Here is a 26,391-nt window from a genome sequence, read left to right as displayed (position 1 = left end):
CACTTTAGAAATTCGTGTTGTCCGCGCCCTTGAGTCCGAGCATTGCACGTGCCTCATCCGGAGTCGCAATATCCAGCGACAGGCCTTCGATCACCTGCCGAATCTTCACGACCTGTGCGGCGCTGGATTCAGCCAGCTTGCCGGCCTCAATCCACAGCGAATCTTCCAGCCCGACCCGCACGTTCGATCCCTGCGCCACGCCAAGCGTCGCCAGCGGAATCTGGTTACGTCCGGCACCGAGGATCGACCACACATAGTCGCTTCCGAACAGACGGTCGGCCGTGCGGCGCATGTGCATCAGGTCTTCCGGATGGGGTCCGATACCGCCAAGCAGCCCGAACACGCTCTGTACGAAGAACGGCGGTTTCGCGAGACCGCGGTCAACGAAATGTGCGAGGTTGTACAAGTGCGAGATGTCGTAGCACTCGTATTCGAAACGGGTACCGTTCGCGCCGCATGACGTGAGGATGTATTCAATGTCCTTGAACGTGTTCTTGAAGATCAGGTCGCGGCTATTCGCCAGATGCTGGCGCTCCCAGTCGTGCTTGAACTCCTTGAAGCGGTCGAGCATGGGATAGAGGCCGAAATTCATCGAGCCCATGTTCAGCGACGCCACCTCCGGCTTGAAATGGTGAGCCGGTTTTAACCGCTCCTCCACCGTCATGTGTGGACTGCCGCCGCTCGTGATATTGATCACCGCGTCGGTTTCAGCCTTGATACGCGGCAGGAACTGCTGAAACACGGCAGGGTCTTGCGTGGGCCGGCCGTCGTTGGGATCGCGTGCATGCAGATGCAGGATTGCTGCACCTTCTCGCGCGGCAGCGAGTGCTGCATCGCCGATCTCTTGCGGTGTGACCGGCAGATACGGCGACATCGACGGAGTATGAATCGCGCCCGTGGGTGCACAGGTAATAATAACTTTACGCTTCGTTGCCATGCTGTAAGCCCTCGTCGGATAAGAAAAGCGTTCAGAGCACTTCGACGTTCCCGCACACCGAGATCGCCTGCCCCGAGATGCCGCTGCCTCCCGGCGAACACAGGAACAGCGCGGTCGCCGCCACTTCTTCCGGCGTGGTCATGCGGCGCAGGGAGATTTTCGCGAGGTATTCTTTTTCCATCTGTTCGTAGGAAAGACCCAACTGTTCCGCCCGCGCGGAGATCACGCGTTCGATTCGCGGACCCTTCACAATGCCCGGCTGGATGGCATTGACGCGAATGTTGTCCGGTCCCAACTCGATGGCGAGGCTTTTCGTCAGGCCAACGACCGCCCACTTGGTGGCTGAGTACGGTGTACGGTACGCGTAGCCGAGCCGCCCCGCCACCGATGACAACGCAATGATCGACCCGCCGTCGCGGGCCTTGCGCAACATTGGCACCGCGCGACGTGCGAAGTAGAACTGAGCATTGAGGTTCACGTCTACGGTCTGTTCCCAGTCATCCGTGTCCATCTCGTCGATACCGCCCGTGGGACCTGCGATCCCCGCGTTGTTGATCAGCACGTCGAGACCGCCAAGCTGCGCGTCCACATCGTCGAATACACGGTCGACCGCCGCACGGTCCGACACATCCGCGAGCGTGTACGTGATCGCATTCATCTCTGCGCTTTGCTCGGCTTCATTGAGCTCGTCGATAGCTTGCCGGCTCGAGTCGCAGACATGCACGCGCGATCCGGCGTCGACGAAAGCACGCGCGATCACAAGACCAATACCCGACGCGCCGCCCGTGACCAGCACGCGCAACCCCGCGTGTGGCTTCAACATCTGTAGAACTGACATGTTTGTCTCCCTCGTTATTTTTTGGTCCAGCTTACAGGCTAGATTCACAGGCCCAAGTCAGCCTGAGGCCCTGGCCGCTTCCCTGCTCTGCAAGCGTTCCCGCAAGTCCGCCGCGGCGCCGCCGATGTCCTCCTCAATGCCCGCGCGCGCGCCTTCACCGTCACCCTTCCAGAGAGCATCGACAATCTTGCGGTGCGCCGCCATCGACAACCTCATATGCGGGATGTCCGGCGCCACGAGGTTCAGGAACGGGCCAATGCGCATCCAAAGATTCTGGATGGTCGCGAGCGTCAGGTCGCTTGCGCCATGCGTATAGATTGCTATATGGAATTCGAAGTTACTGCGCAGGTATGCGGGGACATCGCCGGCTTCCACGTGCGCATCCATGGTGTCGAACACGGCTTGCAGTACGTTCAAATGTTCCTTGGTCATCCGCGATGCCGCCCGCTTTGCCACGCAGCCTTCAAGGGCAATCCGCACGTCGCGCAATTCTTCGAGCAGGTCCAGCGTCATGGGCGGCACCATCAGTGCGCGGCCCGGACCGTCGATCAACGCGCCTTCAGCTTGCAGGCGCGTGAGCGCGGCGCGCACCGGCATGGTCGATGAGCCGACTGCTTCGGCCACCCCGCGCAAGCTCAGCGCCTGACCGGGTGCAAAGCGCCCCGTCATGATCGCCTCGCGCAACTGGGCATAGACTCGCCCCGCCATGGTTTCGCGCGCCACCAGCTCAAGCGGCAGCGCGTCCGCGCTCGTTTCACGTGTCGGCAATTAAACAACTCCTTACGAGATATGTGACCTGTGATCACACTACGGGAAGAAGTTTGGTGCTGTTGCGGTCCTGAGTCAACCTTCAAGTCATAGGGGAAAACGCGACTGCCGTGGGATCGTTAGGGCAAACGCGTCGCCCTCCCCACCGGCGGTCCTCATGCGGTTTTTTTGTCGTGGCCCCGGGGCTGCATATCGCGCAGATCGAACGGAGTCGACCGCTTGCGTTCCCCGGTCAGACGATAAATGGCATTGGCAATAGCGGGCGTCACCGCCGGGCTCGACAGCTCGCCTACGCCACCCGGTTTGGCGAGATCCCCCTGCACGATGTCGATATCGACGGCCGGCATGTCGCTCATCCGCGCCACCCGATAGGTATCGAAGTTGTGTTGCACGACGTGGCCGTTACGGATGTCGATCTGGTCGAAGCTCGCGTGTCCGAGGCCCCACATCAAGCCACCATAGAGTTGCTCCTCCACGCCACCAGGCGAAACCGCCAGACCGCAATCCGCCACGCAGGTGAGCTTCTCTATGACGATCGCTCCATCCTTCTTCACAACACGCGCGACGACCGCGACATAACTGCCGTATGCCTGATTGGTGGCAATGCCCAACGCCGCGCCTGCGGGCAGCGGGTCATGCCATCCTGCGCGCTCCGCGGCTCGCCTCACGACCGCCGCATGGCGAGGCTGGTCATGCATGTTCGCCAGCCGGAACAGCAACGGGTCGAGCTTCCCGAGGTGGGCCGCTTCATCGATGATCGACTCGACCGCGAACACATTGGAGATATAGCTGACCGCTCTGTACCATCCTGTCGGGACACCCGTTTCATGACGCACCCAGCCAATGTCCAGATGCGGGGCACGGTACGTGAACTCGCGTGCGTTGATCGCCTCGGTAGTGCTGTAGTCCATGCGATCCGCGCGATCGAAATAACCCGGCTCCCATTGCTCCGGCGAAGCCGGCGAGACAGCGCGCAGTTGCAACGCGGACAAGCGGCCGTGCTCGTCGAGCGCCGCCTTCGCGCGATGGTACGTCGCCGCGTGATGAAACAGCGCGCCCATCTCGGTCTCGCGGCTGTTCATCAGCTTGACCGGTTTGCCGGTCTTTATCGCGAGGTAGGTGGCTTCGAGCAGCCAGTATTTGGATTCGCGCGCGCCGAAGCTGCCGCCCGATACGAGCTCCTGCACCGTGACCTGATCTGCCTTGAATCCGCCGATCACTTCGGCGGCCTCCTGCGCCGTGGAAGGGACTTGGATACCTCCCCAGTAGGCTATGGCGTCCTTCGTTGCCCATGCGGTGACGTTGACAGGTTCCATCGGGTTCTGGGCTTTGTACGGCATCGAATACGATGCTTCTATCACGCGTGCCGGATGCGTCCACGCGACCTTTGCATCGCCGGATTGAATGGTCGGCACCACATGCGCCGCCGGGCTGTCGAGCCACGCGGCCTGATGGCCTGCGAGCGCGTCGCTGTTAAAACTTCCGAAGGGGCTGTCGTCCCACTCGATCTGCAACGCCGCCTGTCCCTGATGCGCCGACCAGTAGTCATCCGCAAGAATCGCTACGCCCGCCTGATTGCCGCCCAGCACATCCGGCCGCCCCGGAATCTCGATCACACTGCGCACGCCCGGCAGCTTAAGTGCGTTGGTTGCATCGATGCTGCGCACGCGCGCGTCGATCACCGGCGCGCGCGTGATCACGGCGACCAGCATGCCGGGCAGATCGACGTCGATGCTGTATTGAAACGTCCCTGCGACCTTCTGCGCCGCCCCGCGCTTTTTTTGCAGCTTGCCGATGTACTTGAACTGCGCGGGATCCTTGAGGGCGACATCCTTCGGCGCGGGCTCGCGTGCGGCGGCGTCGGCAAGCGAACCGTAGTTCGCACGGCGGCCGCTCGCCGCGTGCTCGACATAACCGTTCGCAGTCGAGCACGCTGCAGCCGGCACGTTCCACTGGTTCGCGGCCGCAGCCACAAGCATCGCTCTTGCGGTTGCGCCAGCCAGTCGAAGTCGATCGTATTCAAGCGAAACGCTGGTGCTGCCACCGGTTGAAAACACCTTCCACAATGGATGAATGTAGACCATGTAGAACGGATTCTCGGGCGTGATCACGTCGACCGCGAACGGATCGACATCGAGCTCCTCCGCCACGATCGCTGCCAGCGCGGTCCGCGTTCCCGTGCCCGAATCATGTTTGTGGACCACGAGCTTGATCGTGTCGTCGGGCAATACACGGACCCATGCGTTGGGTTCGAATTCGTTGGCCGCGCTCGTTGACGCAGCGGCGCCCAATGCTTCATTCGCCCGTGCGTCTGGCAGACGAAAGCCGACTGCAACACCCGCGGCGAACAACGCCGAACCCTGCTTAAGGAAACGCCGGCGGGAGACCTCACGAGACTCGACCAGCGCCACGGCCGGTTTGCTTGCATCGCGCATCATGCCTCCTTCTCTGGCGACAAGAGTTCGGGAGCGGCGCGTTTGATCGCCCTTCGAATGCGCGCATAAGTGCCGCAGCGGCACACGTTGCCCGACATGGCTGCCGTGATCGTTCCGTCGTTGACTTCAGGTTTGCCGTTGAGGAATGCTGCCGCCGACATCAACTGCCCGGGCTGGCAATAACCGCATTGCGGCACGTCTTCTTCAACCCATGCACGCTGCAACGGATGCTCGCCGGTCTTCGACAAACCCTCGATGGTCGTAATGCGATGCCCCGCTACCGCCCCCACCGGCAGCACGCAAGAGCGCATCGCGTTACCGTCGAGGTGCACGGTGCATGCGCCGCAAAAACCGCCGCCGCAACCGAACTTCGTGCCGGTGAGTTTCAGGCGGTCGCGCAACACCCACAACAGCGGCATGTCTTCCGGTACATTGTCGAGCGTATGCCGCTCGTCGTTGACGATGATCTCGATCATGGGTGTCTCCCTTCGCTTGTCGCTTGTTGTCCAGCCGTCGGCCGATTATTGAAAGCCGTTAAATCCCGCGCCAGCGACAATTTCTTCCAACGGCTGTCAGTCCGGCTAACAGGCATGTTCAAACGCTACCCTTCCATCCAGTCGATGCAGGCCTTTCTCAACGCGGCGCGCGGCGGCAGCTTCTCGAGCGCAGCAAGGCAGCTCGACCTCACGCATAGCGCGATCAGCCAGCAAATCCGGACGCTGGAGGAATTCGTCGGGCAACCGTTGTTCGAACGCAAGAATGGGCGCGTCATGCTTAACGACGCCGGCGTGCTCTTCGCCAACCTGCTTGGCGACGGCTTCGAGCAGATCGACCGTGCGCTGTCTTCCGTGCAGGAGCGGCTCGTCGCCCACTCCCTGACGCTCGACGTCGATCCAGAGTTGTCGCAGCACTGGCTTAGCTCCCGCCTGGCAGGGCTGATCGAAGCGTTGGACGGACGTGCGCTGACTGTACTGTCCACGCCTCGCCACGAGCGCACGGCATTCGAACGCGTCGATATAGCGTTGCGATACGGCTATGGCGAATGGGAGGGCTATGAAAACAAGCTGATGTGCAGCGACCGGCTGACGGTGATGGCCTCACCGGCGCTGGTGCAAAAATTCGGTCTGAGTTTTCCGCTCGCGCCCGAAGCGGTGCTCGAGTTGCCGCTGCTCGGCTACACGAAGCGATCATGGATTCCGTGGCTCGAGGCGGCCGGCTTGGCGGCGCTCGAACCTTCGAACGTGCTAGCCGTTTTCGACAACGCGGCGAGCCTGATTGAAGCCATGGCAGCCGGCGTAGGCGTCGGGCTCGCACGGGGTTTGCTCGCGGCGGATGCGCTACGTGCAGGGCAACTGGTGGTGTTGACCGAGATCGCCATTCCAACGCATTACAACTTGTACGCGGTGTGGCCGCAAGGCAAACGCGAGAAGGTGGCGGACGTGGTGGAGACGCTCAAGGCGCTGGTTGCGCAGAGCCTTGAGTAAGACGTGCTTCAAGAACAGGCGCTTCGGCGCACTGGCGCACGGTATCAAGAAACAGCCGTAGCACCGGCGACGTATCGCCTGTCCGATAACGCGCATAGAGCGACACCTCCGGCGGTTGTCCGCTCAACGGCTTGAAGACCACACCGCCGGTCGTCAACTGCTGCGACGAGGACGGCACAAGCGCCACGCCGAGCCCTTGCCTCACCAGGCACAGCAACGTCTGCACTTCGACCACCTCCTGCTCGATCTTTGGCGTAAACCCGGCTTCAATACAACAGTCCCGTAAGTACCTCGCAAGCTTTGACTGCGTCAGGCCAAACGACACGAAGCGCTCCGCGTGCAACTCCTTTAACGCTATCTCCTGTCTCTGTGCGAACCGGTGTCCCGGCGGCAGCACGGCCATTGCACATTCCCGCACGACCACCTCGCTCTGGATCTCGGGGTCGTCATGGGTCATACGAAAGAAACACACGTCCAGGCGGTGCTCCTTGAGCGCTTGTATCTGCGCGGCGGGCGTCATTTCGTGCAGCGTCCAGCGTACGGCCGGATAACGCTCATCGAACGCGCGCAGCGCGAGAGGAATGGCGTCGACCATCGCGGAACTGATGATGCCTATCTCGAGGTTCCCTACTTCTCCTCGTCCCGCGCAACGCGCCAGATCGATCGCCCGTTCGAACTGCGCGAACACCAGGGGCACCTGTTCCTTCAGTGTTTTCCCTGCCTCCGTGAGTTCCACACGATGTTGCGAGCGCGTGAAAAGAGCCGTGCCCAGCTCCTCTTCAAGCAGCCTGATCTGCTGGCTCAAAGGGGGCTGGGAAATGTGCAGGCGCGCGGCTGCGCGGCCGAAATGCAACTCGTCGGCAAGCACCGCGAAGTAACGCAACAGCCGGATGTCCATATCGCCTACGTATCAAGAGTCACGTTAAAAAATATTGTACAGAGCGCTTCGCTTTGAAGAGACTGCGAATCAAGCAGCAGTGCACATCAGTGTGACACTCGATGCCGGCGAGGGGAAAGCGCTAAAAAAATAGTGCTTTGCAAAGGGCCGCAATGCACATCCGCAGATGCGCCTGCCAGCGATCCGGCAACTGGTTAATGCCAGTTCCTCTGTTATGGGAGATCGAGTACATGATCATCGACACAAGCTGTTACCCGACCAACCTGGTCGACCTCGCCTGGCGCCACGACGGCGAGCCGTTCACGGGCGAACGCCTGCTCAAGACGCTCGACGGGCCATACGTCATTAACGGCAAACCGCGCCGCATCGACAAGGCTTTTATCCAGCCGCCCCAGGGCAACACCATCTATACGTGGACCGACGGCGAGCGTTCCGGCCGTGAATCGATCGACGACTACATGGCCTACACCGTCGAGCTGGTTCAACGCTACCCCGACCGACTGCTCGGCTGCTTCGTCTACAACCCGCGTTGCGGTCCTGAGAACGGGGCCAAGGCTATCGAGTTCTATGCGAAGGAACACGGCTTCAAGATGGTCCAGTTGCAGGCCAATATGCACGCCTACCGGCCGGACCGCGCGCTCGACTGGTTGCGCCCGGCCTTGCGCAAATGCGCCGAGCTTGGCTTGCTCGTCAAGCTTCATACCGGCGATGGTCCATACAGCATTCCGACCGAGTGGTATCCGTTGATCCGCGAGTTTCCATCGGTGAATTTCATCATGGCGCACTTCGGCGTGCAGACCGGTGGCGTGTATTGCTTCGAGCCGTTCCAGATGGCGATGGATACCCCCAACGTCTATTGCGAGTCGAGCTGGTGCCTGCAATCGCGCATTGTCGAATTTGCGAAGGTGCTGCCCACGCACAAGATCCTGTATGGCTCCGACACGCCGCCGAACGAACCGGGCATGTGGCTGCGCCTGCTCGAAGTCCTGTGCCACGAGCCGCCGCAGGGTCTCAATCTCGACGAGGACACGCTCGAGGATTACCTCGGCAACAACCTCGCGCGAATGATCGGCCTCGAACCGAGTCCGCCGCCGCGCAGTGTGGAGCAAGCACACGATTATTTGAACCAGTTTGCCGGAGTCCGCGCATGATCATCGATACCCATCTGCACCCGACCAATCTCGTCGACGAAGCCTGGCGTCATACCGGCGAGCCGTTCACCGGCGAGCGCCTGCTCAAGATGATGGACGGCCCGTACATGATCAACGGCAAGCCGCGCCGTATCGACATGGGGTTCATCCAGCCGCCGCCCGGCAACACGGGTTATCGCGACGGTAACCGGCGTGGCCGCGAAGGTATTCGCGACTACATGGCGTACATCGCCGAACTAACGCAGAAATACCCCGACAGGTTCATCGGCAACTTCACGTACAACCCGCGCTGGGGCCCGGAAAACGGCGCGGCCGAACTCGAGTTCCATGTGAAGGAGTACGGCTTCAAGATGTTGAAGCTGCACGCCAACATGCATGGCTACCGGCCTGATCGTGCGCTCGACTGGTTGCGTCCCGCCATGAAGAAATGCGCGGAATTGGGCGTGGTCGTGTTGATTCATACCGGCGACGGACCGTACACCATCCCGACGCAGTTTTATCCGATCATCCGCGAATTTCCGATGGTGAACTTCATCATCGGCCACTTCGGGATTCAGACCGGCGGCAATTATTCATTCGAATCCTTCTGGATGGCGATGGACACGCCGAACGTGTATTGCGAGTCGGGCTGGTGTTATCAGTCGCGCATTGTTGAGTTCGCGAAAGAGTTGCCGCGCGACAAGATCGTGTTCGGCACGGACTCGCCCCCGAACGAGCCGGGCATGTGGTTGCGTGAACTCGAGATGCTGTGTTCGCCCGCGCCGCAAGGCATGGACCTGGACGAAGACGGACTCGAAGACTACATGGGCAACAACATAGCGAGGTTGGTCGGCATCGAGCCGAGCAAACCGCCGAAAGATCTGGCCGAGGCTGAGAAGCGCCTCAAGGCGAGCTATGTGTAGTTGATGGGGGACCGCGGGCGCCGTATCCGTATCTGCGCCCGTGGTCGTCTCACCTCTCTTGTTCACACGCCGGAGCCCACCATGGCCGATGCACGCTTGCACGAACTCGCGGGTACGCAGGACTTTCACGCGTTCGTGTCCACCTATCGCGACCTCTTTCCCGATGACGTGCTGACGATCAGGCAGCCGTTGTCCGCCGATCAGCATGTGACTGCGCTGGTCGCGGAACTCGCGGCGCGAGGCCGGCACGAGATGCTGGTTTGCGAGCAGGTCGATGGTTTGGACACGCCGCTGGTCACTAACGTCTTTGCGTCGCGCAGTCGCATTGCGCGGTTGTTCGGTGTTGAACCGCCGCAGTTGTTTGAAGCCTATCAACGCCGTGCGAATGCGCCGCTTGCGCCGCGTTTCGTAGCGAATGGCCCAGTGCTCGATCAGGTAACCGAAGGCGATGCAGTCGACCTCGATCACCTGCCAATGATCCGGCATTTCGATACCGACCGCGGCCCCTACATTACCAACGCGGTGATCGTAGCCGAAGATCCGGTGACGGGCATCGCCAACCTGAGTTACCACCGTTCCATGCGCCACGCGCGCAGTGCACTCGCCACCAGCCTGCATTCACGCGGCCACCTCTGGCGGATGCTGCAAAGCGCGCAGCAACGCGGCGACGTGCTCCGCGTTGCAATGGTGATCGGTGCTCATCCGCTCTTCATGCTGGCAGCTTCCGCGCGGGTACCGTTCGGCACTGACGAGCGTTCGATTGCCGGGGGCCTGTTTAACGCGCCGCTTGAACTCGTGCGTACACCGCGTTACGGCATAGGCGTACCCGCTGCTGCCGAGTTCGTGCTCGAAGGCACGATCGATCCGGCCGAGCGCGCCGAAGAAGGTCCGTTCGGGGAATTCTCCGGTTATTCGTCGGACCGCTCGACCAACAATGTGCTGCGCGTCGACACCATGATGCGCCGTCGCAATGCATGGCTTGTCGATGTGGTCGGCGGTCCGTATGCCGAGCACCTGACGCTCGCGCGTTTGCCGCGGGAGGCGGAAATGAGCGAGAAGTTGATGGCGCGTTTTCCATCCGTGACAGCGCTTCACTACCCGAATTCCGGCACGCACTTCCATTGCTATGTCGCACTGAACCAGTCGCGCGACGGTGAAGCGCGCCAGATCATGCTCGCATTGCTCGGCTGGGACCCTTATCTGAAGAACGTGATCGCGGTGGACAGCGACATCGACATCAGCGACGACACACAAGTGTTATGGGCGGTCGCCACGCATTTCCAGCCGCATCGCGACCTGTTCATCATCGACGGCTTGCCGGGCAGCCCGCTCGATCCTTCTTCGTCAGCTTCAGGCACGACCTCGCGCATGGGTATTGATGCGACTCGCGGGTCCACGTTCGATGGCGTTCGCGCACGCATTGGCGAACGTGCGATCGATCATGCGCGTTCATTGCTTGCCGGTATCGAACACGGAGTACAGGCATGACGATCGATAAAAAACGCCGCATGGTGGTCGGCATCAGCGGTGCATCGGGATTCATCTACGGCGTGCGCTTGCTTGAATTGCTGCGAGAACTGGATGTGGAAACGCATCTGATCATCTCTCGCGCTGCCCTGCTTACGATGACGCACGAGACCGATTACAAACTCGCCGACGTCAGCGCGCTCGCTACCAGGACACATCGTTGCGACGATCTCGCAGCAAGCATCGCAAGCGGCTCGTTCCGCACGATGGGGATGATTGTCGCCCCCTGCTCGATGAAGACCCTTGCCGAAATTGCTAACGGCATGTCGCTCGGCCTCATTTCAAGAGCAGCCGACGTGACGCTGAAAGAACGCCGGCCGCTTGTCCTGCTCGCGCGCGAGACACCGCTCACGCTGGCGCATCTGCGCAACATGACCGCCGTCACCGAGATGGGCGCCATCGTGGCACCGCCCGTTCCCGCGTTCTACACCCGGCCGCAATCGCTCGAACAGGTGATAGATCACACGCTCGGCCGTGTGCTCGATTTGTTCGGGCTCGAGACCGGCACCGTTACCCGCTGGCGGGAAGCCGTCGAAGAACCGCTTACTGCATGAGGTTCCGCATGAAGGCTAGCCAGGCATCAGCAGTCAATACGACCACCAGGAGACGATCGATGAACACCATCCACATGACCCATCACGAAGCCGAAAAAATTCCGGTCACCATTTTGGCCGGCTTCCTTGGCGCAGGCAAAACAACGCTGTTGAACTACATCCTGCGCGAAAACCACGGCCGCAAGATTGCCGTGATCGAAAACGAGTTCGGCGAAATAGGCATCGACGGCGGTCTGGTGCTTGAATCGACCGAAGAAATCTACGAGATGACGAACGGCTGTGTCTGCTGTGTCGGCGCGGTGCGCGAAGATCTGGTGCGCATCGTACGCACACTGGTCGAGAGGCCCGAGCGGCTCGACCACATTATTGTGGAGACGAGCGGTCTTGCCGATCCGTATCCGGTCGCGCAAACCTTCTTCCTCGACGATCCAATCGCGAAACAGGTCACGCTTGACGCAGTCGTGACAATGGTTGACGCCAAGCATATTGCGGCGCATCTGGACGACATCCTCCTCGACGGTTCTGACAATCAGGCAGTAGACCAGATCGTGTGCGCGGACCGTATTGTGATCAACAAGGTAGATCTTGTGAGCGAGCAGGAAGTTGCCGCCCTGACCGCCCGGATTCGTGGATTGAACGCCACCGCCGACATCGTCCCGTCAAGCTATGCGCTGATCGACCTGGGGAAGATCCTTGGCGTGGGCGCCTCCGAGTTCTCACAGCAGTTGGTCGAAACGGGGGGACTTTCCGAGCATGAGCACGGGCATGAGAATCACGAGCACAACGAGCACGCAGATGAGCACGAACACGAACACGACGCCAGTGTCTCGTCGGTCTGTATCGAGGTATCCGCCGAGGTCGATCTCGATGCATTGCAGGACTGGCTTGCTCAACTACGCTCGTCGGATGCGAGCCAGCTGTTTCGCATGAAGGGAATCCTTGCCGTGCGAGGGCAACCCTGCCGCTACGTGCTTCAGGGCGTGCACAACGTTATTGAGCTGCGCGCGGCGCAGGCCTGGGGGTGCGAGCCACGGACCAGCCGCATTGTTTTTATCGGCCGCAATCTCGATCGTGCCGATCTGACCGACCGCTTCCATGCCTGTCTCGGCGCACCTATAACGGCCTGACGGGTTGAATAGCCGGCCCGCGGATTACTCGTGGCGCGACTGCTGCCAAAACAGCGCGTGCACACGTGCCGCGGGCCGCGTGCTGGTCAATAACGAAAATTCAGGAGACATTCGATGAACACCGCCCCACACCCTGTCGATCAGCGCCTGCCGAAGCGCCAGTTGATTACGCTCGGACTTCAGCACATGCTGGTTGCTTATATCGGCGCGATTGCGGTGCCGCTCATCGTCGCGTCGGCGCTCAAGATGTCGTCCGCCGACACGACCATCCTGATCAGCACCGCGCTTTTTTGCTCGGGTATCTCGACACTGCTGCAAACCATAGGCTTCTGGAAATTCGGCGTGCGTTTGCCGATCCTCCAAGGCGTTGCGTTCAGCAGTGTCGGACCGGTGATCGCCATTGGCTCGAATCCGAATGTCGGCTTCGCGGGCGTGTGCGGCGCCGTGATCGGGGCGGGTTTGTTCACTCTGTTCGCAGCACCCCTGGTCGGCCGGCTGCGACGCTTCTTTCCTCCCGTCGTGACCGGTTGCATCGTGACCGTGATCGGCTTGCAATTGTTTCCGGTGGCCTACGAGTGGGCAGCAGGCGGACGGCAGAACCCCCAATTCGGCGCATCGCCGTTCCTGATGGTCGCGCTGTTCGTCGCCCTCGTGATACTCGCGGTCAATCGGTTCGGCTCGCCGTTCCTGCGCAATCTTTCAGTGTTGATCGGGCTCATTGCCGGCGGGATTGTCGCGTGCCTGCTCGGGATGGGGAACTACAGCGGCGTCAGGAGCGCGCCGTGGTTCACAGTACCCTATCCTTTCCACTTCGGCACGCCGGTATTCGCCGTCGTACCGGTGCTGACCATGATCGTTGTCATGGTCGTGCAGATGGTCGAGTCAATGGGGCTCTTCATCGCGATCGGCGGCATTGTCGACAAGCAGGTCACCGAAGAGGAAGTTGTGCGCGGCCTGCGCGCCAACGGCCTTGCCAGCGCCATCGCCGGAATGTTCGCGGCGTTTCCGTTTATCGCGTTCATGGAGAATGTCGGGCTCGTGATCCTCACCGGTGTGCGAAGCCGCTGGGTAGTTGCCACCAGCGGTGCGCTGATGTGCGTCGTGGCCCTGGTGCCGAAGATAGGCGCGGTCGTCGCAGCGACGCCTGCCGCCGCGCTCGGCGGAGCTGGGATCGCGATGTTCGGCGTCGTCGTCGCAGCAGGCGTGCAGACGCTCTCAAAGGTCGACTTCGAAAGCAACCGATACAACGTGTTGATCGTGGGCTTCACGATCGCGACAGCGCTGATTCCCGTGATGGCCCCCGAGGTATTCAGGCAGATGCCCGAGTGGACCCAGCCGTTCCTGCACAGCGGCGTCGTGCTCGCCTGTCTCGTCTCCGTGGCCCTCAATGCGGTGCTTAACGGCGCGCACGAGGAGGTCGTGGTCGAGGCACATCAACTGGTCCGGGAATAAACCAGACCGAATCGTGTGGCGGCCGTCTCTGCGCCACCGCACAGCATAAGCGTTGCAAGGAGAGACAAAAGTGAGTACCCGAAACGAAGCCCTGTTGATCAGGAATCCTATCGCTGTCATGAGCGGCCTGCGCGGCGAACACGCCCGTCTCGGTCAAGTCGACCTGCGCATTCGTGCGGGACGAATCGAGGAGATCGGTCCGCAACTCGTGGCGAGAGAAGATGAAAGAGTGATCGACGCCAGTTCCTGCGTCGCCTATCCCGGGTGGGTCAACACGCATCATCACCTGTTCCAGAACTTGTTGAAGGCGGTCCCCGCCGGTATAAACGCCGATCTTCAGGAATGGCTTGCTGCGGTGCCGTACCCTCGCCTCGCGCGCTTTACACCCGACCTGGCTCGCATCGCCGCCCGTCTGGGGCTGGCGGAACTGCTGCTCTCCGGTGTGACGACCTGCGCCGATCACCATTATCTTTACCACGCAAAAGGCACGACTGAAACCGGCGACCTGCTGTTCGAGGAAGCCGCCGCGTTCGGCATGCGCTTCGTGCTGTGCCGCGGTGGCGCTCTTCAGGCGGCGGGGGACCATCCGGGGTTTGCGAACAGCGTGTTGCGGCCGGAGTCACTTGACCAGATGCTCGGCGATATCGAGCGCCTGAAGTCCCGCTATCACGATGCCCGCCCTGACTCCATGCGCCGGGTCGTGGTCGCGCCCACCACGCCGACCTTTTCGTTGCCGCCCGAGCTGTTACCGGAAATCGCACGCGCAGCGCGCGGCATGGGCTTGCGTCTGCACACGCACCTGTCCGAGACGCGTCGTTACGTCGACTTCTGCCGGGAGAAATTCGGCATGCTGCCCGTCGAGTTTGTCGCTGAGCATGAATGGCTTGGGCCAGATGTATGGTTCGCCCATCTGGTTCATCTGGAACCCGGCGAGATCGCCATGCTCGCGCAAACACGGTCCGGTTGCTCGCATTGCCCGGTCAGCAATGCGCGGCTTGGCAGCGGTATTGCGCCGGCGCCGCAGATGGCGGCAGCAGGCGTGCCCATGTCATTGGGCGTGGACGGCGTGGCCTCGAACGAGTCCGGGAGCATGACCAACGAAGCGCATTTCGCATGGTTATTGCACCGTGCTGCGCAACAGGCATCCGCCACTACCGTGGAAGAAACCATTCACTGGGGGACGGCCGGCGGCGCAGGCGTACTCGGTCTGGATGCGGTTGGCACGCTGCAAGTGGGCAAGGCGGCAGACCTGGTGCTGTACGACGTCGACGCGCTGCGTTTCAACGGCTTTCACGATATGGCGATCGCGCCCGTGGCGGCCGGCGAGCCAACAAAAGTTCGATACAGCATCGCGAATGGCCGCGTTGTTGTCGACGACGGAGAGATCCCCGGGCTGGATCTGGATAAGCTCCGGCGGGACGCCAGAGAGGGAGTAAAGCGTCTGCTCGGATAGGCTGGAGCGGGTATGAAAGGTGTGTCCCTGGCTGCGTTCACTTGCGCTCTTTTAACGCGCAAGTGAACGCGGCCACGGCAACGAGTCTGGCTTTACGGGCCGCTGAAGTAGCGTCGGAGGTCACGTTTTCAGCATTTCATAGGGTTGAACTCGAACAATTTTCGGGCACTCCGCTCAGAGGCATCATTCGCCTCGGTTGCCCTGACCCGCATGTCAACTTCATAGCTTGATATGACGCCACCCAACGGCTTTCGTTGGGCGACGACATCAGTCAGGAGGGTCGCCAGCACGGCCGCATCTTGCAGCGCCGTATTCGCCCCCAGGCCGCCCGCCGGGCTCATTGCGTGAACGGCATCGCCAAGTATCGTAACGGGCCCCGCCTTCCAGCTTTCAGCCCAGCCGCTCAAAGCCCCACCGCAGCCGGATTCATTTCGATGTGCAGCACCACCAGCCACAACTTCGGACAATCAGGCGCGATCTTGAGCGCCGGGTTGGTCTTGTCCACGGGCGTGATACAGCCCTTCTCGCGCGCCAGCAAATACGCGCGCCGTGCATCTGACTGCAGCCATATGCTCACGAGACCGCACGTCAGGAAACTGAAAATGGTCGTGATGATAGTGGGTGCACTCGGGTCCAACTGCTGCACCACATAGGCAAACAGGGTAGTCAGCACCTGGTTCGCCACGATAGCGACGCATACCACCTTCGCCGTGCCTCTGATCCGCATGGCCGTATGAAGCTTCAACACGATTTGTGTACTCTTGACTGAACGCTGGTAAATGTTAGTTGATTGTCGTGCTTATGGTCGTCTTTACCTAGTGAACCATCGTCACCGGTGTTTGCATGCTCCGCCACAACTTGTTCATCACCCACCATCGGGTAAGAAAGCTGAGGTGACTGGCATCGACTAAGACAATGTCCGAGCGTTTTTCAGCCGCACCCGCTGCGATCGTTCGCGCCATAGGCCCGAATACCCGTGACCAATGATACGGAACGCCCGCATCGTCCAGGATCGCGCGGGTCTGGCTGAGCGCGCTCAGCATTGCGCGCTTTTCCTGCAAGCGCAACGCACCACGGGAATGAAACGCACTGGCGCGCCCCTGGTCCGGAGGCTCGAGCACCTCCATCAACTCGACCTCGGACACGCAGTGCTCGGCGAAAAGAAATGCAGCATGCCGTGCGGCCTGAAGCGCGCCTTCCTTGCTTATCACCGGTATCAGTACCCGTAACATGAGCATCCCCGTTTAAGCTGTCACTACACCTTGATTACAGCAGGTCCCGTGTTAAACCCGAGCAGAGTTTCGCGCCCGCCGTGTAAAAATTGTGTCAAGGCGACCCTGCAAGCGCAACCCTGGCTGCATCGTCCGATGGCGTGTGCAGACTGGCCGAGAACTCCTTCATGCGAAAAACCACGCGTTGGGCGTATCCCTTGCCGCCGCCGCTGTAGCGTTTGAGCGCGACGCCCAAGTCGCCGCCCGACGCATCGAGGTACTCACGCAGGATCGAAGAACCTATCCGCACATTCTCGGCGGGCTCGGTCATATCGTTGCCCGATGCAAATACCTGCGGATGAGCAGCCGGGAGGATCTGCATCAGCCCCTGTGCGCCGGCAACGCTGACCGCCTGCCGGTCGAACCCTGACTCGGTTGCAATGACCGCGAGCAATAGTGCAGGCGACATTGCATATTCGTTTGCCGCGCTGATGACCGCGCGCGCAATCAGCGTGGCCTCCTGCCGGGCCACTCGGAACTGCCGCCATAACACGGCCGCTACATCTGCAACCTGCGGCGATTCGCCGGATGAGGATTCGATACTCACCGGCACTTGCCCGTCAGGCACTGACCGGTCATTGGTTGCATTGGTTGCATCGGATGCGTATGCCGCGCTTGCGGCCATGAATGAAAATGCGCAGAGGGCAAGTTTCACCCGCAAGATTCGCCTTGATTCCTTTAACTGGTTCTCATGCATCACGGTCCCTTCTCGTTTGCTTCCGGGAAGGCTACGCCGCACGGCGTATCGATCGGGATAAAAACCGACGATGCCGTATCAAGAACGCGTCAAGACGTGATCGCTCAGCACCGATTTGATGAAAGCTATACGCTCTCCTACGCTATTTAAACGCGGTCATTGCGCAAGTAAAGCGACACTTTTGGTCTTCTTCAAAAGAGTCGACAACATGCACGCCCTGATGTTCTGGAAGCGCACTCCCAGACAAAACGAGCCGGACAATAAACGCACACGATCGAACATCGCTGGACAACAGACGCGTCGGCGAACGCTGCTTGCCGTATCGCTGGGCGGTACGGTGGTTGCAGCGATCGCCATAACCTTGGGACTGCCCGCGACCGGTCTGGCGGTTTATATCGCGGCTACGCTGCCGTTTGCGCTTTTCCCTTGACCAGCGTTTGCGTCGCCAGCGGTGCGCGATGCGAGAGCATCACTAAATACTCGTAAACAAAGCGCTACTGCGCACCCACAAGCCGGTAGCCCACCCCGGTCTCCGTCAATATATGAACCGGCTGCGCAGGATCAAGCTCCAGCTTATGGCGCAGGTGACCCATATAAACCCGCAAGTAGTGCTGGTTCTCCACATAAGCCGGTCCCCATACTTCGCGCAGCAATTGCTGATGCGTGATCACTCGCCCGGCATGACGTACTAGCGTAGTCAGCAGCCTGTATTCAATCGGCGTGAGATGAATCACTGCACCGTCACGCGTGACACGCCTCTCCGACAGATCCACCGATACCGGCCCAAACCGAACCTGCGGTGTCTCCTGCTGCCCGCCGCGGTTACGCCGCCTTAGTTGCGCACGGATTCGCGCGAGCAGCTCCGACACACCGAAGGGCTTCGTCAGATAGTCGTCGGCTCCCGCATCCAGCGCCGCCACCTTCGCGTCTTCGTGGGTGCGTGCCGAGAGCACGATCAACGGTTGTTCGGTCCAGGTACGCAGTTCGCGAATCACATCGATACCGTCGGTGTCTGGCAAACCCAGGTCAATAACGATTAGATCGGGCAAGCGAAAGGCCGCTTCGCGCAAACCCTGTTGCCCGGTTTCTGCTTCGAACACAGTCATGCCCTGCGCTTCAAGCGTGCTTCTTACGAAACGACGAATCTGCTTGTCGTCTTCTATGACGACAATGGTCAACGTAGGCTCGCTCATGGCGTATCCGTATGCACGTCGCCATCTTCCTCAGGAAGCGCCTCGAAGGGCGGCGTCTGATCGGCCGGCAACGTGAACCAGAACCTTGCGCCCAACACCTTCCCTTCACCATCCACCCTGTTCTCAGCGCCTATCTTTCCGCCATGCGCTTCCACGATCGCCCGGCAGATTGCCAGACCCAGACCAATCCCCGGCATGGCGGATTCCTTCTCTCCACGGGTAAATTTATCGAAGAGCGTTTGCTGTATTCCTGGAGGCAGACCCGGGCCGTTATCGTCGACGCAGACCCTCACGTAGCGCTCGCCCGATTGCTGCTCGACCGCTGCGTGAATCGACAGCGATGAATCGCGCGGCGTGTATTTCGCGGCGTTCTCGAACAGGTTGGCGAGCAGCCGTTCCATCAGAACCGCGTCCAGCTGGATCAACGGAAGATCGGGTGGAACGCGAACCTGCACCGTGTGCCCGGCGAGCGTGCGGCGGCATACGGCCAGCGCCGCGCCAACCACCTCTTCCAGCATCAACCACTGCCGGTTCAAACGGATGCTGCCCGCCTGGAGCCGGGCCATGTCGAGCAGATTCGTCACCAGCCCGCTCATGCGCAGTGCTTCCTCGTGGATCGCGTGAACCAGGTCGCGTGCACTGTCGGCCGAACCATTGGGAATGCGCTGCTGCTCCTCCAGCACCGAAGCGAATCCGACGATCGAGGTCAGCGGCGTGCGCAGGTCGTGCGAGATGGCGGATAACAGCGAGTTGCGCATGCGCTCCGACTCCATGTTGACCAACGCATCCTGCGCGATCTCGACGTAGTGGACACGTTCAAGCGCAAGCGCGATCTGAGAAGCGAACGTGTCGATCATTCGTTGCTGTTCAGGGACCGCTAGCTCGGCTGCATGAGCAGTGATGATGGCCAAGACACCGCGTGTTCGCATCGGTGCCTTAAGCGGAAGATAAAGCGCATTGCTGGCCGGCAGCGTGTCCGTGCCGCGTCCCGCAGGCTTTTGTTGGTCGTATACCCATTGGCCGATGTCGAGGTCGAGATTGGCGGCATCGAGCGTGAATTGCGGATTGGGATCGTCGACCTTCTGGCGGATCTTTTCCGCGCTATCAGGCAGCAGGATCGCGACCTTGGCCTGGAAGATTTCCCCCACGTGGCGCGTCCCTATTTCGATGATCTGTTCGGTCATCAACGCGCCGCCCAGTTCACGCGTCATGGCATACATCGCGCCCGTGCGCCGCTCGCGTAACGAGGCTACACGCGCCTGACGCCGAAGATTCGAAGTCAGGTGGCTGATCGTGAGTGAAGTCAGCAACATCACGAAGAAAGTCAGCAGGTACTGCGTATCTGAAACAGAAAAGGAAAATTGTGGCGGCACAAAGAAGAAGTCAAACGCCGCGACGCTCAGGAATGAGAGAAGGACGCCGGGACCCCGTCCGAGTCGAACCGCGGCAAAGACGACGCCCAGCAGGTACAACATCACGAGGTTCGTGAGGTCGATATGGCGCGACAGCAGGCTCGCGAGCACTGTGATCGCAACGCCGATTGCAGCCGCGTAAAAGTAGGCGTTGGGCGAGGAGCGGGCCTCGTTGCGGACAGCGGCGAACACCGGGGTGCTTGCATCGCGCTCGCGGCCTTCCTTTGCCGCTTTCACGCCCACCAGCGTCACGTCGATATCGTGTGCATGGTGCACCAGTGCTTCAGCCACGGGGCGGTCAAACACACGTCGCCAGCCGGGCGCGTCCGACGCCCCCGCCACGATCTTGGACACATTGCGCATGCGCGCGTACGCGACCAGCGTGGCGGCCGCGTCGGCGCCGTCAAGGGTAACTGTCTCGGCGCCCAGCTCGGACGCGAGCTTGAGCGCATCCAGCGTGCGTTTGCGCCATGCGTCAGGCAGGCGCTGCAGCTTCGGCGTTTCAACATAAACCGCGAGCCAGTCCGCCTTGAGGCTTGCAGCGAGACGCGCGGCCGAGCGCACCAGCGTGGCGCTTTCAGGCCCGGGCCCGATGCAGGCGATGAGTCGCTCGCGGGCCTGCCAGATCCGGCTAATGGACTGATCGGCACGATACTCACGCATCTGCGCATCCACGCGGTCGGCCGTTCGACGCAGCGCCAGTTCGCGCAACGCAATCAGGTTGCCTTTTCGGAAAAAATTCTTGACCGCGTTTGCCGCTTGCTGCGGCATATAAACTTTTCCGTCCCTCAACCGGTCGAGCAATTCTTCGGCCGGCAGGTCCACGAGCGTGACTTCATCGGCGAGATCGAACACGCGGTCAGGCACGGTTTCCCATACGCGAATACCCGTGATCTGCCCGACGATATCGTTCAGGCTCTCAAGATGCTGGACGTTGACGGTGGTGTACACGTCGATACCGGCATCGAGCAACTCGTACACGTCCTGCCACCGTTTAAGGTGACGTGCGCCCTGCACGTTCGAATGCGCGAGTTCGTCGACGAGGATCAGTTGCGGCTTGCGTGCAAGCGCTGCGTCGAGGTCGAATTCGGGCAGCTTGCGGCCGCGGTATTCATACAGCGTCAGCGGGACGGCGTCCAGCCCCTCCACCAGCGCAAGCGTCTCCTTGCGGCCATGTGTCTCGACAATCCCGACGACCGTATCGATCCCTTCCTCACGGCGACGGTGCCCAGCCTGCAACATGGCATAGGTCTTCCCCACACCAGCCGATGCGCCGAAGAAAATCTTCAGCCTGCCACGCTGCTTTTTCTCTTCGTCACGCTGGATCTTGTCGAGCAGCTCGTCGGGATCGGGCCGGTCCATCAGCTTGCTGGCTTCATATTATCTAGCGCCAGGTTCAGCTTCAGCACGTTCACGCGCGGCTCGCCAAGGATACCGAACTGACGGCCGACCGTTGCTTGTTGAACCAGTGCATCGACATCGTTGTGCGACAGCTTGCGGGCCTTTGCAACGCGGTCGATCTGATAGGCGGCGGCAGCCGGGCTGATCTCGGGGTCCAGTCCACTGCCTGACGATGTGACGAGGTCAACCGGGATCGGCGCCGTATTCGTCGGGTCCGCATCGTGCAAGGCGCTGATGCGTCCTTTCACTTCATCTGCGAGCGCCGGGTTCGTCGGGCCAAGATTCGAAGCACCCGAACCTTGCGGGTTATACGGGTTCGGCGACGTGGCCGAGAGACGGCCCCAGAAATAGCCGGGGGCATCGAATTGCTGGCCCAGCAGTTCCGAGCCGACCAGCTTGCCGTTCTTCTCGATCAGGCTGCCGTTTGCCTGGCTCGCAAAGGCGGCATGCGAGACCGCGGTGACCACGATCGGATAAACCAGTCCGGTCGCGACCGTCAATGCCGTGAACAACACGAGCACAGGGCGAAGGATATTTTTCATGATGATTCAATCCAGTAAGATTGTATTGAGGCCCAGGGTGGCCGGGTATGCATCTCGCATACCCGGCGCACGCTCCGTGCAGGTCAGGCCCAGCCGCATGCCGTCAGAATCATGTCGATGATCTTGATGAACGGGAACGGCAGCAAGATCCCGCCAAGGCCGTATACCAGCAGATTGCGACGCAACAGCGAAGCAGCGCCCAGCGGCCGATACTTCACGCCCTTCAGTGCCAGCGGGATCAGGAACACGATGATCAACGCGTTAAAGATCACGGCGGACAAGATGGCGGACGAAGGCGACGTCAGATGCATGATGTCGAGCACACGCAATTGCGGGTACGTCGACGCGAACGCGGCCGGAATAATGGCGAAGTACTTGGCCACGTCGTTGGCGATCGAGAACGTCGTCAGCGAGCCGCGCGTCATCAGCATCTGTTTGCCGATCTCGACAATCTCGATCAGCTTGGTCGGATTCGAATCGAGGTCGACCATGTTGCCGGCTTCCTTCGCCGCCTGCGTGCCGGTGTTCATTGCCACCGCTACGTCGGCCTGCGCCAGCGCCGGTGCGTCGTTGGTGCCGTCGCCGGTCATCGCTACCAGCCGTCCTTCCGCCTGATAACCGCGGATGGTCGCCAGCTTCGCTTCAGGCGTAGCTTCCGCGAGGAAGTCGTCAACCCCCGCTTCAGCCGCAATCGCCGCAGCGGTCAGGCGGTTATCGCCCGTCACCATCACGGTCTTGATACCCATCTTGCGCAGCTCGGCAAAGCGCTCCTTGATACCGCCCTTGACGATGTCCTTCAGCTCGATCACACCCAGGACACGCGCACCTTCTTCGCGCCGGTCGGCAACCACCAGCGGCGTGCTGCCGCGACGGGCGATTTCATCGACCGCATTCGATACTTCCTGCGGATAACGGCCGCCATGACGCTCAACGTAGGACTTGACCGCGTCGGCCGCACCCTTTCGAATCTCACGATCGGGCAAGTCGACGCCGCTCATGCGCGTCTGTGCAGTAAAGCCCAGGAAGGTCGCATGGAGCGTTGCCATCTCGCGTTGGCGAATGTTGAAGCGCTGCTTGGCGAGCACGACGATACTGCGCCCTTCAGGCGTTTCGTCGGCCAGCGACGAAAGCTGGGCAGCGTCGGCCAGGTCCTGCTCCGAGAGACCCGGAGCGGGTACGAAGCTGGATGCCTGACGGTTGCCCAGCGTGATCGTGCCGGTCTTGTCGAGCAACAGCACGTCGACGTCACCCGCTGCTTCCACAGCACGGCCGGAAGTCGCGATCACGTTGGCCTGCATCATCCGGCTCATACCGGCCACACCGATAGCCGACAACAGTCCGCCGATGGTCGTCGGGATCAGGCAAACCAGCAAGGCGGCGAGCGCGGTAATCGTCACCACGTGACCCGCCTTCATTGCACCGACCGAGAAGATCGAGAACGGCAGCAGCGTGGCAGTCGCGAACAACAGCACCAGGCTCAGTGCCACGAGCAAGATGGTCAACGCGATTTCGTTAGGCGTTTTTTGACGCTTGGCGCCTTCCACCATCGCGATCATGCGGTCGAGGAACGCCTCGCCCGGATTGACCGTCACGCGCACCACGATCCAGTCCGACAGCACGCGGGTACCACCGGTCACCGCAGTAAAGTCGCCGCCCGATTCGCGGATCACCGGGGCGGATTCGCCCGTGATCGCGGACTCGTCGACTGAAGCTACGCCGTCGATTACCTCACCGTCCGCCGGGATCACGTCACCCGTTTCGATCAGCACGATATCGCCCTTACGCAGCTCCGTTGCCGTTGTAATGCGCAACGACGACTTCGGATTCGCGTTTTCCAGCTTCTTCGCCATCACGTCGCGCTTGGCGCTGCGCAGCGACGCTGCTTGCGCCTTCGAACGACCCTCGGCCAGTGCCTCGGCGAAGTTCGCGAACAGCACCGTGAACCACAGCCACAGCGAGACCGCGAGAATAAATCCCGCCGGTGCTTCAGCCTGGCCCGAGAGGGCCGCGAGCCACAACACCGTGGTCAAAATACTGCCGATGTAGACGCAGAACATCACCGGGTTACGCAACTGCGTACGCGGGCCCAGTTTCCTGAACGAGTCCGCAATCGCCGGCATGACGATGGCGGGGTCGAACATCGAACGGGCTGCCGAACGTGAATGGCCGCCCGAACCACTCGGCTCCGGTGTTTTCTCCGGTGCCTTGTTCGGCGTTTTCACTGGCGGTTTGACAATTGTGTTCATACTTTCCTCTGTATCAGTGACCGCTTATTTGCCCGAGAGCATCATCAGATGCTCGACCACGGGACCCAGCGCGAGCGCGGGTACATATGTCAGCGCGCCGACCAGGACGACTGTGCCGAGCAGCAACACGACAAACAGCGGACCGTGAGTCGGCAAACTGCCGGCCGTGGTGGCAATACGCTTTTTAGCGGCAAGCGCACCGGCAATGGCCAGCACCGGGATGATCGAACCAAAGCGGCCGAACCACATGGCAATGCCGGTCGTGATGTTGTAGAACGGCGTGCTGACCGTGAGGCCCGCGAAGGCGCTGCCGTTGTTGTTGGCGGCAGAGCTATAGGCGTAGAGAATCTCGGAGAAGCCGTGTGGCCCGGGGTTCGATATGCCCGCCTGGCCCGCTGCCGTCAGCACACCGATCGACGCACCGAGCAGCACCAGGAACGGCGTCAGCAACACGACGATCGCCACCATCTTCATCTCGTACGACTCGATCTTCTTGCCGATGTATTCAGGCGTGCGACCGATCATCAGGCCGGCGACGAACACCGCGAGCATGGCGAAGACCAGCATGCCGTATAAGCCCGAACCCACACCACCGAAGATCACCTCACCGAGCTGGATCAACAACAGGGGGACGAAGCCGCCCATTGGCGTCAGCGAGTCATGCGCGTTGTTTACAGCACCGCACGATGCAGCCGTAGTGGCGACCGTGAAGATGCCCGACTGCGCAATACCAAAGCGTGTTTCCTTGCCCTCGGTGTTGCCGCCTGACTGCATCGCGGAAGCGCTTTGGTCCACATGCAGCGACGCGAACAGCGGGTTGCCTGCCTGCTCGAATGAGATCTCACCCCAGCACGCGATGGTGAACGCTATGGTCATCGCAGCGAGGATTGCGTAGCCCTGCCGCTTGTCGCCCACCGTTCGCCCGAACACCACGCACAGCGCCGCCGGAATGACGAGCATGGCAAGCATCTGGACGAAGTTAGAGAACGGCGTTGGGTTTTCATACGGATGCGCGGAGTTGGCGTTAAAGAATCCGCCGCCGTTCGTGCCGAGCATCTTGATTGCTTCTTGCGAGGCAACCGGGCCCATCGCGATGGTCTGCTTGTCGGCCTTGTTGTCCACCATCACCGGATTGCCCTTGGCATCCTTGACCGCATTACCCTGCGCGTCGGTCTTCGGCGTCTGATAGGTCGTCACTTGAAGCGTGCCGACATCCTGGTACGACTGGAAGTTCTGGATCGCGCCCTGGCTCACGAACACCAGTGCGATCACCGTTGCCAGCGGCGCAAGGATATACAGAGTGATACGCGTCAGGTCGACCCAGAAGTTGCCGATGGTCGTGGCGGTATGACGTGCGAAGCCGCGAATCAGCGCGACGACAACGGCAATGCCGGTAGCAGCCGACAAGAAGTTCTGCACGGTCAGGCCGACCATCTGCGAGAGATAGCTGGCGGTCGACTCAGGCGTGTAGTCTTGCCAGTTCGTGTTGGTCACGAAGCTGACGGCCGTGTTGAACGCGGCGTCCGGAGTCATGGGACCGAAGGCCTGCGGATTGGACGGCAGCCATTGTTGCAAGCGCAGGAACCCGAACACGACGAGCGCGCCGAGTGCGTTGAATGCAAGCACGGCGAATGCGTAGTGCTTCCACGACATTTCCGACTTTTCGTCTACGCCGGCAAGCTTGTAAAGCAGCGCTTCGACTGGACGGCCGATGCGTCTAACAACTACTGACGAACCATCGAGCACGGAGGTCATGTATCGGCCGAGCGGAATCGCGAGCGCGATCAGCACGACGATAAAAAGACCCGTTTGAAATACGGTATTGGCGTTCATTCCAGATCCTCCGCACGCAGTAGTGCGTACACGAGGTACACGAACAAGAGCAGAGTCGAAGCACCTGCCAGCAACAGCATCCAGGTGGTCATGGGCGACCTCCCGGGGCGCGACGCAGCTTGTCGCAACCGATGGCAAGAACCGCGCACACTGCCCAGAAGGCGATGATGCCGGCGATATATAACAGGTCCATTGTTTTGATCTCCCGTAGCGGATTCGGACGTGCTGAAGGTTAGTTGATCGCGCGTAAACGGCCGGAAAAGAGAACTG

At 60.9% G+C, this 26,391-nt stretch carries 25 protein-coding genes; 9 read left to right on the top strand and 16 right to left on the bottom strand.

Features of this window, described 5'->3' with window-relative positions:
- Window positions 1-4 precede the first annotated feature (4 nt).
- The 5 genes from FH08_RS0117055 to FH08_RS0117035 all read right to left on the bottom strand — a co-directional run bounded on the left by FH08_RS0117055 (window position 5) and on the right by FH08_RS0117035 (window position 5,454).
- Window positions 5-937 (bottom strand): 3-keto-5-aminohexanoate cleavage protein, encoded by a 933-nt coding sequence (locus FH08_RS0117055; protein ID WP_031359485.1) that lies wholly within the window; start codon window positions 935-937, stop codon window positions 5-7.
- A 31-nt stretch (window positions 938-968) separates the two neighbouring features.
- Entirely contained in the window at window positions 969-1,775 is an 807-nt protein-coding gene (locus tag FH08_RS0117050; protein WP_031359484.1) for an SDR family oxidoreductase, read from the bottom strand.
- Window positions 1,776-1,832: 57 nt separating this feature from the next.
- On the bottom strand, window positions 1,833-2,483 hold the full coding sequence (locus tag FH08_RS0117045) for a GntR family transcriptional regulator (protein ID WP_051888333.1): 651 nt from the start codon (window positions 2,481-2,483) through the stop codon (window positions 1,833-1,835).
- Between the two features lie 215 nt (window positions 2,484-2,698).
- A complete protein-coding gene (locus FH08_RS0117040; RefSeq protein ID WP_051888326.1) occupies window positions 2,699-4,981 on the bottom strand; it encodes a xanthine dehydrogenase family protein molybdopterin-binding subunit in 2,283 nt (760 codons plus the stop codon).
- Window positions 4,978-5,454, bottom strand: coding sequence for a (2Fe-2S)-binding protein (locus tag FH08_RS0117035; RefSeq protein ID WP_031359481.1), 477 nt, complete (start codon window positions 5,452-5,454; stop codon window positions 4,978-4,980). The genes FH08_RS0117040 and FH08_RS0117035 overlap by 4 nt, the downstream gene beginning before the upstream one ends.
- 114 nt (window positions 5,455-5,568) lie before the next feature.
- Here FH08_RS0117035 and FH08_RS0117030 point away from each other — a divergent pair, with 114 nt between their 5' ends.
- Entirely contained in the window at window positions 5,569-6,462 is an 894-nt protein-coding gene (locus FH08_RS0117030; RefSeq protein ID WP_031359480.1) for a LysR substrate-binding domain-containing protein, read from the top strand.
- Here the strand turns inward: FH08_RS0117030 and FH08_RS0117025 are convergent.
- Window positions 6,431-7,360 (bottom strand): LysR substrate-binding domain-containing protein, encoded by a 930-nt coding sequence (locus FH08_RS0117025; protein ID WP_051888325.1) that lies wholly within the window; start codon window positions 7,358-7,360, stop codon window positions 6,431-6,433. The genes FH08_RS0117030 and FH08_RS0117025 overlap by 32 nt on opposite strands.
- A 230-nt stretch (window positions 7,361-7,590) precedes the next feature.
- Between FH08_RS0117025 and FH08_RS0117020 the strand changes: the two genes are divergently transcribed.
- The 7 genes from FH08_RS0117020 (at window position 7,591) to FH08_RS0116990 (ending at window position 15,526) form a co-directional block, all read left to right on the top strand.
- A complete protein-coding gene (locus tag FH08_RS0117020; protein WP_031359478.1) occupies window positions 7,591-8,511 on the top strand; it encodes an amidohydrolase family protein in 921 nt (306 codons plus the stop codon).
- Entirely contained in the window at window positions 8,508-9,413 is a 906-nt protein-coding gene (locus tag FH08_RS0117015) for an amidohydrolase family protein (RefSeq protein WP_031359477.1), read from the top strand. Before FH08_RS0117020 ends, FH08_RS0117015 begins: the two co-directional genes overlap by 4 nt.
- Before the next feature lie 81 nt (window positions 9,414-9,494).
- The gene (locus tag FH08_RS0117010; protein WP_031359476.1) at window positions 9,495-10,901 is read left to right on the top strand and encodes a UbiD family decarboxylase; all 1,407 of its coding nucleotides are present in this window, start codon (window positions 9,495-9,497) and stop codon (window positions 10,899-10,901) included.
- The gene (locus FH08_RS0117005) at window positions 10,898-11,494 is read left to right on the top strand and encodes a UbiX family flavin prenyltransferase (RefSeq protein ID WP_200878758.1); all 597 of its coding nucleotides are present in this window, start codon (window positions 10,898-10,900) and stop codon (window positions 11,492-11,494) included. The genes FH08_RS0117010 and FH08_RS0117005 overlap by 4 nt, the downstream gene beginning before the upstream one ends.
- A 59-nt stretch (window positions 11,495-11,553) precedes the next feature.
- Entirely contained in the window at window positions 11,554-12,621 is a 1,068-nt protein-coding gene (locus FH08_RS0117000) for a CobW family GTP-binding protein (protein WP_031359474.1), read from the top strand.
- Between the two features lie 114 nt (window positions 12,622-12,735).
- On the top strand, window positions 12,736-14,073 hold the full coding sequence (locus FH08_RS0116995) for a nucleobase:cation symporter-2 family protein (RefSeq protein WP_031359473.1): 1,338 nt from the start codon (window positions 12,736-12,738) through the stop codon (window positions 14,071-14,073).
- Between the two features lie 70 nt (window positions 14,074-14,143).
- Window positions 14,144-15,526, top strand: a complete 1,383-nt coding sequence (locus FH08_RS0116990; protein WP_031359472.1) for an amidohydrolase family protein — start codon at window positions 14,144-14,146, stop codon at window positions 15,524-15,526.
- 128 nt (window positions 15,527-15,654) lie between these two features.
- On the opposite strand, the gene FH08_RS54400 is transcribed toward FH08_RS0116990, so the two are convergent.
- The 4 genes from FH08_RS54400 to FH08_RS0116970 form a co-directional block, all read right to left on the bottom strand.
- A complete protein-coding gene (locus tag FH08_RS54400) occupies window positions 15,655-15,981 on the bottom strand; it encodes an FAD-dependent oxidoreductase (protein ID WP_419178013.1) in 327 nt (108 codons plus the stop codon).
- Window positions 15,930-16,274 carry a hypothetical protein gene (locus FH08_RS0116980; protein ID WP_235210384.1) on the bottom strand — a complete coding sequence of 115 codons (345 nt, stop codon included), beginning with the start codon at window positions 16,272-16,274 and terminating at the stop codon, window positions 15,930-15,932. The genes FH08_RS54400 and FH08_RS0116980 overlap by 52 nt, the downstream gene beginning before the upstream one ends.
- 67 nt (window positions 16,275-16,341) lie before the next feature.
- A complete protein-coding gene (locus tag FH08_RS0116975; RefSeq protein WP_031359469.1) occupies window positions 16,342-16,758 on the bottom strand; it encodes a universal stress protein in 417 nt (138 codons plus the stop codon).
- 94 nt (window positions 16,759-16,852) lie between these two features.
- Entirely contained in the window at window positions 16,853-17,452 is a 600-nt protein-coding gene (locus tag FH08_RS0116970) for a lytic transglycosylase domain-containing protein (RefSeq protein WP_235210383.1), read from the bottom strand.
- 250 nt (window positions 17,453-17,702) lie between these two features.
- Here FH08_RS0116970 and FH08_RS48465 point away from each other — a divergent pair, with 250 nt between their 5' ends.
- Window positions 17,703-17,924 (top strand): hypothetical protein, encoded by a 222-nt coding sequence (locus FH08_RS48465; protein WP_035566421.1) that lies wholly within the window; start codon window positions 17,703-17,705, stop codon window positions 17,922-17,924.
- A gap of 64 nt (window positions 17,925-17,988) precedes the next feature.
- Here the strand turns inward: FH08_RS48465 and kdpE are convergent, their stop codons facing one another.
- The 6 genes from kdpE to FH08_RS48460 all read right to left on the bottom strand — a co-directional run bounded on the left by kdpE (window position 17,989) and on the right by FH08_RS48460 (window position 26,213).
- Window positions 17,989-18,687, bottom strand: a complete 699-nt coding sequence (kdpE, locus tag FH08_RS0116960) for a two-component system response regulator KdpE (protein WP_031359467.1) — start codon at window positions 18,685-18,687, stop codon at window positions 17,989-17,991.
- Window positions 18,684-21,461 carry a sensor histidine kinase gene (locus FH08_RS0116955; protein ID WP_031359466.1) on the bottom strand — a complete coding sequence of 926 codons (2,778 nt, stop codon included), beginning with the start codon at window positions 21,459-21,461 and terminating at the stop codon, window positions 18,684-18,686. The genes kdpE and FH08_RS0116955 overlap by 4 nt, the downstream gene beginning before the upstream one ends.
- Entirely contained in the window at window positions 21,461-22,042 is a 582-nt protein-coding gene (gene kdpC, locus FH08_RS0116950; protein WP_031359465.1) for a potassium-transporting ATPase subunit KdpC, read from the bottom strand. Before kdpC ends, FH08_RS0116955 begins: the two co-directional genes overlap by 1 nt.
- Window positions 22,043-22,125: 83 nt before the next feature.
- A complete protein-coding gene (gene kdpB, locus FH08_RS0116945; RefSeq protein WP_031359464.1) occupies window positions 22,126-24,183 on the bottom strand; it encodes a potassium-transporting ATPase subunit KdpB in 2,058 nt (685 codons plus the stop codon).
- A 129-nt stretch (window positions 24,184-24,312) separates the two neighbouring features.
- Window positions 24,313-26,121, bottom strand: a complete 1,809-nt coding sequence (kdpA, locus tag FH08_RS0116940; RefSeq protein WP_031359463.1) for a potassium-transporting ATPase subunit KdpA — start codon at window positions 26,119-26,121, stop codon at window positions 24,313-24,315.
- Complete coding sequence (locus FH08_RS48460) at window positions 26,118-26,213, bottom strand: potassium-transporting ATPase subunit F (RefSeq protein ID WP_035566418.1); 96 nt, start codon at window positions 26,211-26,213, stop codon at window positions 26,118-26,120. Before FH08_RS48460 ends, kdpA begins: the two co-directional genes overlap by 4 nt.
- Window positions 26,214-26,391 lie beyond the last annotated feature (178 nt).

Origin of the sequence: Caballeronia sordidicola (genome assembly GCF_000729995.1) — a bacterium.
GTDB classification, from domain to species: domain Bacteria; phylum Pseudomonadota; class Gammaproteobacteria; order Burkholderiales; family Burkholderiaceae; genus Caballeronia; species Caballeronia sordidicola_A.
The sequence above is the reverse complement of the archived record's forward strand: the minus strand, read 5'-3'. Positions and strand labels throughout refer to the sequence as shown.

Coding starts and splice junctions, on each gene's coding strand:
- FH08_RS0116955 (WP_031359466.1), bottom strand. CDS start 21,461: ATGGACCGGCCCGATCCCGACGAGCTGCTCGACAAGATCCAGCGTGAC.
- kdpA (WP_031359463.1), bottom strand. CDS start 26,121: ATGAACGCCAATACCGTATTTCAAACGGGTCTTTTTATCGTCGTGCTG.
- FH08_RS0117045 (WP_051888333.1), bottom strand. CDS start 2,483: ATGGCGGGGCGAGTCTATGCCCAGTTGCGCGAGGCGATCATGACGGGG.
- FH08_RS0117025 (WP_051888325.1), bottom strand. CDS start 7,360: ATGGACATCCGGCTGTTGCGTTACTTCGCGGTGCTTGCCGACGAGTTG.
- FH08_RS0117005 (WP_200878758.1), top strand. CDS start 10,898: ATGACGATCGATAAAAAACGCCGCATGGTGGTCGGCATCAGCGGTGCA.
- FH08_RS0117015 (WP_031359477.1), top strand. CDS start 8,508: ATGATCATCGATACCCATCTGCACCCGACCAATCTCGTCGACGAAGCC.
- FH08_RS0116995 (WP_031359473.1), top strand. CDS start 12,736: ATGAACACCGCCCCACACCCTGTCGATCAGCGCCTGCCGAAGCGCCAG.
- FH08_RS0116975 (WP_031359469.1), bottom strand. CDS start 16,758: ATGTTACGGGTACTGATACCGGTGATAAGCAAGGAAGGCGCGCTTCAG.
- kdpE (WP_031359467.1), bottom strand. CDS start 18,687: ATGAGCGAGCCTACGTTGACCATTGTCGTCATAGAAGACGACAAGCAG.
- kdpC (WP_031359465.1), bottom strand. CDS start 22,042: ATGAAAAATATCCTTCGCCCTGTGCTCGTGTTGTTCACGGCATTGACG.
- FH08_RS48465 (WP_035566421.1), top strand. CDS start 17,703: ATGCACGCCCTGATGTTCTGGAAGCGCACTCCCAGACAAAACGAGCCG.
- kdpB (WP_031359464.1), bottom strand. CDS start 24,183: ATGTTCGACCCCGCCATCGTCATGCCGGCGATTGCGGACTCGTTCAGG.
- FH08_RS0117010 (WP_031359476.1), top strand. CDS start 9,495: ATGGCCGATGCACGCTTGCACGAACTCGCGGGTACGCAGGACTTTCAC.
- FH08_RS0117020 (WP_031359478.1), top strand. CDS start 7,591: ATGATCATCGACACAAGCTGTTACCCGACCAACCTGGTCGACCTCGCC.
- FH08_RS0117000 (WP_031359474.1), top strand. CDS start 11,554: ATGAACACCATCCACATGACCCATCACGAAGCCGAAAAAATTCCGGTC.
- FH08_RS0117035 (WP_031359481.1), bottom strand. CDS start 5,454: ATGATCGAGATCATCGTCAACGACGAGCGGCATACGCTCGACAATGTA.
- FH08_RS0117040 (WP_051888326.1), bottom strand. CDS start 4,981: ATGATGCGCGATGCAAGCAAACCGGCCGTGGCGCTGGTCGAGTCTCGT.
- FH08_RS0117030 (WP_031359480.1), top strand. CDS start 5,569: ATGTTCAAACGCTACCCTTCCATCCAGTCGATGCAGGCCTTTCTCAAC.
- FH08_RS0117055 (WP_031359485.1), bottom strand. CDS start 937: ATGGCAACGAAGCGTAAAGTTATTATTACCTGTGCACCCACGGGCGCG.
- FH08_RS0117050 (WP_031359484.1), bottom strand. CDS start 1,775: ATGTCAGTTCTACAGATGTTGAAGCCACACGCGGGGTTGCGCGTGCTG.
- FH08_RS48460 (WP_035566418.1), bottom strand. CDS start 26,213: ATGACCACCTGGATGCTGTTGCTGGCAGGTGCTTCGACTCTGCTCTTG.